Below are 10716 nucleotides of genomic sequence, written 5' to 3' on the forward strand. Positions count from 1 at the left end.
CTGCCCATATATTCAAATTTAAAAGTTTCTTTCTAAATCTGACGACTAAATCCCTCTAGTCAAATGTAGCAACTTCACTATCCAGGGTAGCATCTAATGCCAGACCGTTTAAGACATCATACAACACCGATACTCTTGCTTGAACAATTTCAACCTGATACTGATTTTTTGATATCCCGTAGTACTTTTTTAGTTCTGCAGTACAGGGTAAGGTAAGCCTCGAGCCATCAACCGCCAATACCCTAATCCCATTCAAATAATTTAAAGCCTCATTACCTGTGGTGTAAAAGTTATCAATGATTACCCCTGAAAGATGACTGAAAACTTCCGGATCTATCTTTTTACGGTTCTGGATAAATGCACTTGCAGTAAAAGAACGGACAATTCCGGAAGAAAAACATCCGTTCAAATAGCGTACAAAACCATCTATTTCAATAGCCAGGCTTCGTCTTAACAAATTGAACATAAACAATAATGTTGAGCTAAAAGGTTGTTTTCTGTTCCTGGTAAAGTCTTGTTCCTTCATCTTAAACTTAAGAGCAAGTTCCTTACTGAAAATCGTCTCCCTCAATTTTTCTGTAATTAAAAATGAGTTTTTTTTGCACTTTAACTAATTGATTATGAATTAAATATACGAAATATATAATTAAAAAACAAGCTAATTAATTGATAATCAATTGCTTATTTCCTTAACTTAATGACATTGCGCGTGCGCCAGCTTGGGGAAGGCGGCAAAACAGGCTTTGACAAACAGACACTAAAGCTTATTGACGAGATAGAGGAACTCGAACCATCCATTAAGGACAAACTCCTTTTCCTGGCAAACGCAATCATACGCGATGCTAAAACCGGTAAAGCCTATGCAGGATAACAACAGGCATTTAGAGATTCTCCAAGCGCTGGCCGCTGGCACCGACCCCGTAACGGGCGAAGTATTCCCTGAAGACAGCCCCTACAACCAGCCTGAAATCATCAGGGCGCTATTCTTTGCAATTAACCTACTCGAAGCCCTCGCCGAAAAAGGAAACCAGGGTTTAGCATGGGGTGAAGAGGAAGATGAATTGTTTGCAGAACGCTTTAGTAATGGCTCCAAGGTTATAGAACTCGTCAGACTCCATTCCCGTATTACGATGAATAAAAGCCAGACTAATCAAACTTGGATTAGTACAGAAATAACAAAGCCCAGCAAGCTTTTAAACTGCCGGACTTTGTTATGTAAGTTACATTTTGTTCTTAGCAAGATACTAAGAACAGTTCGGAGACAGTGTGTACTTCATATTTTTTGAATTATTAATTCATTCGATCCTTCCTCAAGCGAATTATCTGAATCATAGTGTAAGTGAAAATTGACAGGAATATCTTCCTGTGCAAGAGTCAACAATTGTCTGGCGAGAGATATTAATCCAGCTCTGTTAGCTGTTATCAAAATTTCACCATTAGTAATTATTGGTTTTATTTCGAAACCATATTCCCATTCGTATATTATTCCCTCACCAGTGTATTCAGGAATTTCTAATTTAATTTCCATCTTAGTTATTTTAAAAAAATATGAAAGTTGTCTTTTACCATCTGTTTTCCTGGTTTTGCAGGATTAGGCACAAGGGTTTCAAAGTTTACATGCGGCCCCCCTCCATGCGCTCCAGTTATATCACTAGTTCCCATTCTAAATACACGTTTCCCATCAGCTGAAATAAATCTACCGCTTCCAGGTACAGCTTCTTTATAACCTTTCCCCAAAAATTTTTGGGCAAGTTCTAATACATCGTTAGCTGATTTTTTTAATCCATCTTTCAAGCCAAGTTCGGCTAGAGATTTAATACCTGCTGTAAGCTCAAATGCTCCTAGTGCATCAACACTTGCTGATGTTAAACCCATAGCAGCAGCAAAATAGCTTGGTCGATTAGAGAAAGTACCCGTGCTGTATTTCATCACTTGGTATAAACCTCCAATAACAAACATATCGCTTACTTCTTCATCTGCATGATTTGCTCGCTTTGCTAATTGGTCGAAAGGCTCCCAATTTTCCGAGATTTTTTTTGCATCATCTGTACTCCTTGGACCATTCTTAAGACCAAAACCTAATGCTGCAAGTAATTTTTGCAACCAATCATCGTCGCCATTTTGCTTAGAAGAAGATTGGCCTTGTAATTGCCTAAACATTGCCTGAGCTTCTTCCGCATTATCCGAATGTTTACTGCCATCAGCATCTGTGGTCATCATTCCATCAGGATCTATAAAACGAATTGGATTATTATTACCGTAGGTATATGGGCTATATCTCCTTGAAAGTTCCGCCAAGGGGTCAATCGCATTCCACCTTCCAATCACCGGGTCATAGAACCTGGCGCCATAATCATACTGTCCTAACTCTTCCTGCAATTCCTTGCCGTTATAAAGATATTTATTATTTCCGGATTGTGTGCTATTTCTTAGACCAAAAGCGTAGTAGTCATCTCGCTGTAATACCTCCAGTTGGTTTGTACTTGGGTTTTTGTAAAAAGTTGTCCGTACATTACCCAAATGGTCTGAAAGATTATATTCGTAACTGTAATTGCCACTGCCATTGTTTCTGGCCAAGCCTTCTTCTGTCTGGATAAAATCGATACTATTATCTGTTTTATATTGGATGCCGTCAATATAGTTGATGGTTCCTGCAGACGTTATCTTTTTAAGTTTGCTTCCTGTAGCATCATAAGTATAGCCCGCAACCAGATCTTGGTTATTTGTACCCCTAACCTGCTTTGGTAGGTTCAACACATTGTAATCAAAATGAAATCCCGTTCGCCCGTCAATTACCGCGTTCCCGTTCTGATCATAATCGTATCCATTGGTCACCTCTGCTGCAAACCACAACTGGCTGCCATGGTAATGGTATTTATTATCGGTACCGTCATTCCGCTGGAACCTGTCAATATTGCCCAGCACGTCATAGGCAATCGTTTCATTCATCGTGATCCCTGTACCGATTGAACTGGTTAATCGGTTCAGTTTATCGTAGCCATAATTCATAGCGAGGCCGGAAGACAAGGGATTGGCATCCGTTGACCAGGATTGCCTGCCGATGTTTCCATTATACAAACCGCTCCCGTTTTCATTATAATCCAGCTGCATGCTAAACTGGCCATTGATGCTGCTTTTCAGCCATCCTCTTTCATTATAGGCAAAGCCAGTAGCCTGTAGAAAGTTGATTTTATCATCACTATGCTGGCTTTTGTTCTTCAACTGACCAAGTTCATTATAATCCAGTTTGGATAACACCACTTCTCCTTTACCATTGATCTCTTCAAAGCTGGCCAGCTTCCGGCCCATATGGTCATATTCATACCGATTAGCAATTTGGGTATTTCCGGCCGTGGTGTGGTGGTTCCTCAAACTGGAGGTCAGTTCCCCTACAAAACTATAGGCGTTGGTAATCTCATCATAATTCGAAGGGTCGATTGTGCCGGAAAGATAATGCTGGCTAAAACTTTTCACTACCCTGCCCTCCTCATCATAAAAGCTTTCACTCAGCAGCATGTCCGCACTGCCCAGCACATTTACTTTGCTCCCTGTACCAAGCCCTTTGGTCTTCTGGCTTGCTCCGCTGAAGCTAAAGGTATTTCCACCTAAAAAATCATAATCATCATAATAGTTTACGCTCAGGTAAGCGGATATATCACCCTGTGGCATTGCCCTGCTGGTGTATCCGGTTACCGCAACATTATTGTCCCTGGCTTCCCATAATTCACTTTGCCCGTTTGCATAGCTTTGCAGCCATTCTTTATGGGCCCGTTCCGGATTAGCCAGATTTCCATCGGCACCAGCTGAATTAAAATTATATAAACCCGTTATCACTACCCTGCCCAAAGCATCATATTTACTGAAAGTCCATTCCTGCGGGGTTTTGTTCCGCTGGTTACCATCCTGACTCATCACCACCTGGTCCAGTAAATTGTAAACCATAAACTCCCAGCCCTTGCCCGGGATCTTTTTCCCGGTTACCCGTTTCCTTCCATCATAACGGTAAGCATAGATATAATAATGGAATTCATCCTGGCTTTCAGTGAAACTGCTTAATGCAGGGGAAAAACGATCCGTTCCCTCGTTAACAGCCGGAGGCAGTACGTACCTCAGATTACCCAGGTCATCATAAACATAATAGGTACAAAGTCCCCTTTCATTGGTTCCCCAGACTTTTTTCAATACCACACGCCCTTCGAAATCCTTGAATTCATCTGTGGTACCTGCCTTACCATCAAGCTCCTTCCAGTTTTCATCCTTTGTGGTGGTTTTGTAGAGCTTCCCTTGCTGATAGTATTGATTATCATTAGTTGAGGCACCATCGGCAGTAATGGTCCACAACCTCACATCATTTCCGGTATTAGTTCCATATTCTATTTTTACCGTATGCCCGGTGTTGCTGTTCGCCACAGGCTGCCAGGCATCGCCCGGAGCGCCCTGTTCCTGAACACGGTTTAGCGGGCTGGGCTCAAAAATGGTTAATGCGAACGGCGTCCCCGTAGCCTTGATCCCTGAAGGTGGACTGGCATAATAGCCCGCCTGGCCTCCAATGGCATCAGCACGGTAAGCACCTTTATTATCCCATACCGAATAGGGCTGATACTTTATCGCTTCACGACCAAAGGCATCATAAGCAAAAGGCTGAACCAAATCATGGCCCGCTAAACTCCCGTTTACCTGAACCGTTTGTAAAGGGCGGCCAAGGCCATCGAAATATTGGATGACCTGGTTTTCTTCGCACAGGTTACGGCTATTGCCCAATGTAGCATCACTTACGGGTACCTTGAAGGTGCGGCTAAGGATATAGTTCTGGTCATTGCTCGGCAAAGAAACCTGTGAAAGACAGTTCTGGTAGCTGACTCCGGTGGTAAAAATACGAACATTGCCTGTCGCGTGAAAACCATTGGTTAAAGTCACACTACTAGGCGCACTGATTTGAGATTCATTGTTATATTGGTTTAGCACCAACTGGGCGCTTGCTTGCTGGAAACCTATGAACAGGAAAAATCCTGCGATCAAATATTTAATATATGTTTTCATCGAGCGTTAGTTTTTGTAGTGGTAAGTGCTATTTTTAAGGATATTACCGTTCTGGTCCTTCACATTCTTTAACCGCTGGAATTCATCGTATTCATAGTAAGTCGTCATACCCTTTGGATCGGTCTGGCTAGTCATCCCCACAAGTGGCTTGTAGGTATATGAACTGATATGAGCATCTTTTAGATTGGGTGAATTCCTTAGTAAATTTATCCAATTGACAATTTCTACATTAGTGGGATTAGCTGCGGCAATGTTGTTGATATTTGTCGGTCCACCTAAAATTGTCTCTACTGATTGATAATCAGCATTTTTTATTTCAGCTATAGGATACTGATAATTATAACTATATAAATAAACTGTTTTAGCTCCTAACTTGGTGCTTACCTCTTGCAGATTACCTTTATAATCAAATTTTGAAAAGTCCTGCCGTATTTCCAGGCTGCCATTATTACCTGAATTAGTCATACTAAATCTTGGAGTGATAATACCAGTTGATGAGTTATAATAAAACTCTGTCTTCGATAAATCCTCACTTCCATTAGCAATGTGATTTTGGCTTAACTTAATGTCTATTTGATGCTTTTTGATTAATTCCTGCCTTGCTTGTTCTTCACTACCTGAAAGCATCAAGTCTTGCGGATATTTAAATACTGTTTCAGTAGATATTTCTTTGCTATTTGAACTAGATTGTTTAGTTAATTGGTGATGAACAGGTGTACCTTCAAATGAATATTCCTCTTTATAGATGGATGGTGTTTGCAGGTTATCAAACAAGGTTGTTATCTTTGATTTCAGCTTATCAAATCCAGTGGATATTTTAAAGTAGGGCACTTTAGTAGTCATATCACAGGTTAGACCTGAAATAATCCCATCTACTGGTTTACCCGCGGTAGTAATAATGTGATTGTTAAATGGCGAATAATAATAATAAACACAATTATCTCTTCCTCCATCTGTATCGTAAAAATCTTCAGGAAAATCCGTAGAACACTGACATGCATAGTTTAACTCTTGAAAACTTATGAGATTGGTATTCACTTCCTCCACATAATCTTCATCTTCGACATTCTGAAGATGGGGTGATTTAATGTAATAATCAAATACTTCTTTTTTAATTATCTGATTGTCTCTAAAAAAAGATCTATCTAAAAGTTTTCCCCTAGTCCATTCTTTAGATTCTAGTAATCCCTTTGTTGTATTAGCATGAAACTGACTAAAATACGGCCGATCAAAGGAAAAGTGTGAGCGGGTCTTGAAAGCCTGGCTTTGATCGCCAATACTCATATCTAGTTCGTCAACATATTCATACCCGGCCACTGATCCCGAGGTCGTTTCAAGAGGCAATATTGAGTTAGATGAAAAATAACTTATCCAAGCATAGTAGTCCGGCCGCTGACTTTGGCCATAGATTTTTCTCAATCTGTTTTCGAAGTACTGAGGAAATGAAATAACCTGACCTGAGGTGTAATTAGACACTGATGGAAAAACATCAGGGTTAACATAGGAAAAGCTTTTTGTTTTTACTAAGGTATTGTTGTTGTCGAAATAATTGATATTTTTAACGCGTAAGCCACCAACGCTAACAGCCTTTTTATTAGGATCCATTTCCCGCCATTTAATAAAGAAACTTAAGTTGTAAGGCTGGTTATCTGCAGGTGTATTTGGTTGATTTGCGTAAGTGATAGCCACTGTCATTTCATAATTACCAAAACTCAAACCTACCATTTGTTCATATACCCCCTTTCTAGGTGAACTGCCTGAGCCGTTATAATTGCTCTCGGTTGTATTAAATCTCTGAACAACAAACCTGCTGTTATCTGGATTGATCCGTTCTAATTTAAATTCTACATTATTTGCAAAAAAAGGAAGTGGTGCTTCTAAACTTGAGATTCCAAAATTAGTATTTATAATAAAATTTTTTTTTGTATCCGTATAACCTGCATCTCCAACTGTAAACTGCTTTCGAAAATATCGAACACCGCTTCTTGTTTCATCGGGCGATGGGTAACTGGTGTTCCTACTATAACTACTTACAGATATAGCTGCATACTTTTCTAAGAAGTTATCATCTTGATAGTTTGCAAGAAGTGCCCCAGGAATATTCATAACTCCTGAACTATTACCCTCATAAATAAATTCTGTCTTTCCCTTTTCTGGATAGGTAACACTTTTAAGTGAGAATGTCTTACTAGATTCTGCTTTTACTCTTCTATCTCCACCTGTATAGTAGTTTTCAAGGGTAGGAATGAAACCGTTCTGGCGATTATTATCAATAGCATTATAAAAACCATAGTGATCTTGAGAGAAAGTATATTTGGACGGCATCTGACTGGTTGTATAATAATCAAATGCATACTTGAGGGGTTCTTTATTATCAGCTACGATATCGACGCTTTCAAGTTTAAGCCGTTTAAACTGATAGTTATCGCTAGTTCTTATATCTGCAAAATTTAAGATCGGAAGAACATTGAAGGCATCTCCAAAAAAATAGCTATAATTAAACTTGATATTTTTTATGAGGACATTATTAGCATCAAAAATTTTAATCTCACTCAGTGCCTCGGAAGGCATGTCCTCTCTTGCAACTGTCAATAATTCAATTCTTCCACCTGGAAAATTGATTGTTTTGAGCCGACTATCAAGCATATTTATATATGAAAGATCTGTTCCACTACTATGGCCATTTTGAGTATCAAACTTATAATACGATCCTGACATTTTAAGAGTGTAATAATTGAAATTTTCATAGTTATATACAATGCTATCTTGAAAGTTATTCCTTATAGATTTGATTTGCCAGCTATTTCTGACTGACCGAGCAATTCCAGGGATTTGCGATGCACTATACCCTTCCTTTCCAAAATCTACGGAGACCCCATTAGGTAATTTCAAATCCCATTGATATAAATCTGCATCTTTATATAAAGTAGAACGTTTTTGAACGTCAATATCTTCTTTAGGAAACATAATAAACTTGTTTTGTGCCTGGCTATAGATGAATTTACCAGAATAACCCAACACAGAGTAGTAAAATTCGTCAGGCATAAGATCACTCTTACCATACTTTGCGCTTTGAACTTTTTCAACTCTCATCACCGCGTCTGGATTTGGAGTTAGTTCTTTAGTAGGCAAATTCATAAATTGGCTTACAGTATTGGTATTTAAGTAAAATAATTCATCCGCAATTCCGCGAACTTTTCTGCTAATTTCACCGCCATAATTTAAAGTCCACCCTAAGCCTACCCATGTTGCCTCTTGGTCAACTCTAATCCCACCTGCATGGTAATCTAATGTAACAGGTACGGATACTCCTTTAATATTAATTTCATATAAAGGAATACTTATGCTTGGTACACCTGTATATAATGATACCGGAGTTTCGATCGAACGATTAAATGCTGTAACCTCTGGTGTACTAAAATTAACTTTAGTCTGACTTGTTTGTCCAAATGCAAATGAACAAGTCGTGATTGCTAAAAATAGTTGAAATATACCAATCTGTAAAATGGTACAAAGTTTGGGATTTATCGACGTACAGGGGATTGATTTGTGAACAACTTTACTTTTAATTGAATGTTTCATTGAGTAATAATATAGCCTTAAATTCATTTATTTATTTAGATTAGTCAGTTATATAAAAATTATTTGTAAGGAGATGTCTACACTACGAAAGGCATAGAAAAGTCCCCTGTTGAATAATCTAATTGTTTTCTTCATCACTTATTTTTTTGAAAACTTTTCAAACTTTCGTTCAATCTCAACTAGTCGTTCATTTTGGTTCTCTAATTGCTTTTCCTTCTCAATCAAATGCAACGTCAACTCTTCCACCTTTTTTAATAAAAGCTTATTCATTTCACCTAAGGCAATTCCGTTTAACTCCACTTCTTTCGCCGATGGCATATCCGGAAGATGTCCCTTCAATTTAATCTGTTGCTCAATTTGAGTAAGTGAAGGCAATTGATAATCCGGTAGAAATACGTAATCCGGCCAGTTTTCTGAATCTACCTTAATTTCTTTTGAACGGATGTTACCGTTTACAGAAAGACGTTCCGCAGGCGTTGCTGTACCTATACCAACATTCCCATTATATTGCCAGGTCATTACCTGTTGATCAGGAGTTTCAGTTTGATTCGCACCACCATTAATGTAAAGATCCAGCTGACTGCCCCAAACGTTGCTGCCCCCATGCCCAATCCGGAACTCTGCCGACTCTGAATATGAATAACTTTGCGTACCCGCTCTTCCCATCCGGAGAACGGGAATCGTTGGCGCATTAACCCCACCTGGTCTACTTCCAACCAAGTTTTGGATATGAAGATTAGCTCCTGGATCTGTTCGGCCGATACCTACGTGTCCGTTGTAAAGCCAGGTCATCACCTGCTGATCAGGCATATCAGTATTATTGGCCGCACCATTCAGATACAAATCCAGCTGACTGCCTGATAATGTTGGACTGCCGTGCCCTATCCTAAATTCTGCAGATTCTGGAAAAGCGTGGAATGGTGTTCCAGCCCTGCTTAATTTCAAGGTACTCGCACTCGCAGCATTAACACCTCCTGGCCTGCTATCGCCACCCAAACTCATGATCTGTAAAGGGGCTGTTGGTACATTGGTGCCTATCCCTAACTTAGCATCCGAAAGTGTTAACCAGGTTTGTCCGGAGTTACCCCATCTTTGTTCGCCCGTTCGCGGATTACGTTCCCACCATGCCCTGGTGCTTATTCCTGGTTCCAAAAAGGAAAGATCTACTGCAATCCCATCATGCACAGATGCAGAGTACCAGTCGCTTCCGGCTGAATTGCGGTAAAGCCAGATTTTGTGCATTACAGTGTTGCTGATTATATTACCGCTATTATTTGAAATTTCGTAAACATCTCCTTGGTTGGCCCCCAGTTGCGCTTTCGCCAGAATAGCGGTCAAAGACACCAATACGGTAAGTAAGGCTTTCTTCATATTATTGATTTTTTTCTAGGTTTTTTATTCTGTTAATGATTTCTGAAATCTGACTTTCATTTTGCTTGTGCTGCATTTTAAGAAGCTCATTTTCGCTGTTTAGGGTTGTAATAGTTTTATTTTGACTAATCAGATGCAACGTCAACTCTTCCACTTTTTTCAATAAAAGCTTATTCATTTCGCCTAATGCAATTCCGTTTAGTTCCACATCTTTCGCCGATGGCATATCCGGAAGATGGCCCTTGAGTTTAATCTGTTCCTCAATTTGGGTGAGTGTAGGGAGTTGATAGTTTGGCATAAATACATAGTCGGGCCAGTTTTCAGCTTCGACTTTTACTTCTTTTGAACGGATGTTGCCGTTTACGGAAAGTTTTTCCCCTGGCGTAGTTGTTCCGATGCCCACATTTCCAGATGTAACCCTTAAACCACCGCCTTGAATATCAACGTAACTGTTTTGATAATGAATTCCAGGATTAATTATAATACCTGTATCCCATTGAAATTTTAATTGTTGATAAGTTGGCGAAATCCATGGACCAGGCGTTCGATAAATTCCATAGTTCAATGCATTTGAACTAAACCATGTAATCCCATCTGCTCCGTCTGACCCATCATTTACATCATTGAAACTGATTTTAGCACTTGGTGGATAAACCGCTTCAAATTGACCCCTCTTCACCACTTTAAAAAGCCCCCCTTAGCCGAGTTAATTTAATAAGGTCC

At 39.5% G+C, this 10716-nt stretch carries 8 protein-coding genes; 2 read left to right on the forward strand and 6 right to left on the reverse strand.

The annotated features are described in order from the left end of the window. Positions 1-55: 55 nt before the first annotated feature. A complete protein-coding gene (locus tag GJU39_RS22330) occupies positions 56-466 on the reverse strand; it encodes a hypothetical protein (RefSeq protein ID WP_154283217.1) in 411 nt (136 codons plus the stop codon). Between the two features lie 231 nt (positions 467-697). Between GJU39_RS22330 and GJU39_RS22335 the strand changes: the two genes are divergently transcribed. Further along, positions 698-871, forward strand: coding sequence for a hypothetical protein (locus GJU39_RS22335; RefSeq protein WP_154283218.1), 174 nt, complete (start codon positions 698-700; stop codon positions 869-871). Further along, entirely contained in the window at positions 861-1286 is a 426-nt protein-coding gene (locus tag GJU39_RS22340; protein ID WP_154283219.1) for a hypothetical protein, read from the forward strand. The genes GJU39_RS22335 and GJU39_RS22340 overlap by 11 nt, the downstream gene beginning before the upstream one ends. Here the strand turns inward: GJU39_RS22340 and GJU39_RS22345 are convergent. From GJU39_RS22345 to GJU39_RS22365, 5 genes are all read right to left on the reverse strand, one after another. Then, a complete protein-coding gene (locus GJU39_RS22345) occupies positions 1274-1528 on the reverse strand; it encodes an Imm32 family immunity protein (protein WP_154283220.1) in 255 nt (84 codons plus the stop codon). The genes GJU39_RS22340 and GJU39_RS22345 overlap by 13 nt on opposite strands. 5 nt (positions 1529-1533) lie before the next feature. Then, the gene (locus GJU39_RS22350; protein ID WP_154283221.1) at positions 1534-5040 is read right to left on the reverse strand and encodes a DUF6443 domain-containing protein; all 3507 of its coding nucleotides are present in this window, start codon (positions 5038-5040) and stop codon (positions 1534-1536) included. Between the two features lie 6 nt (positions 5041-5046). Continuing rightward, positions 5047-8622, reverse strand: coding sequence for a hypothetical protein (locus GJU39_RS22355; protein WP_154283222.1), 3576 nt, complete (start codon positions 8620-8622; stop codon positions 5047-5049). Between the two features lie 138 nt (positions 8623-8760). Continuing rightward, positions 8761-9993, reverse strand: a complete 1233-nt coding sequence (locus GJU39_RS22360; RefSeq protein WP_154283223.1) for a hypothetical protein — start codon at positions 9991-9993, stop codon at positions 8761-8763. Position 9994: 1 nt separating this feature from the next. Beyond that, on the reverse strand, positions 9995-10675 hold the full coding sequence (locus GJU39_RS22365; RefSeq protein WP_154283224.1) for a hypothetical protein: 681 nt from the start codon (positions 10673-10675) through the stop codon (positions 9995-9997). Between the last annotated feature and the right edge of the window lie 41 nt (positions 10676-10716).

Source organism: Pedobacter petrophilus, from assembly GCF_009674725.1.
Taxonomy (GTDB): Bacteria; Bacteroidota; Bacteroidia; order Sphingobacteriales; family Sphingobacteriaceae; genus Pedobacter; species Pedobacter petrophilus.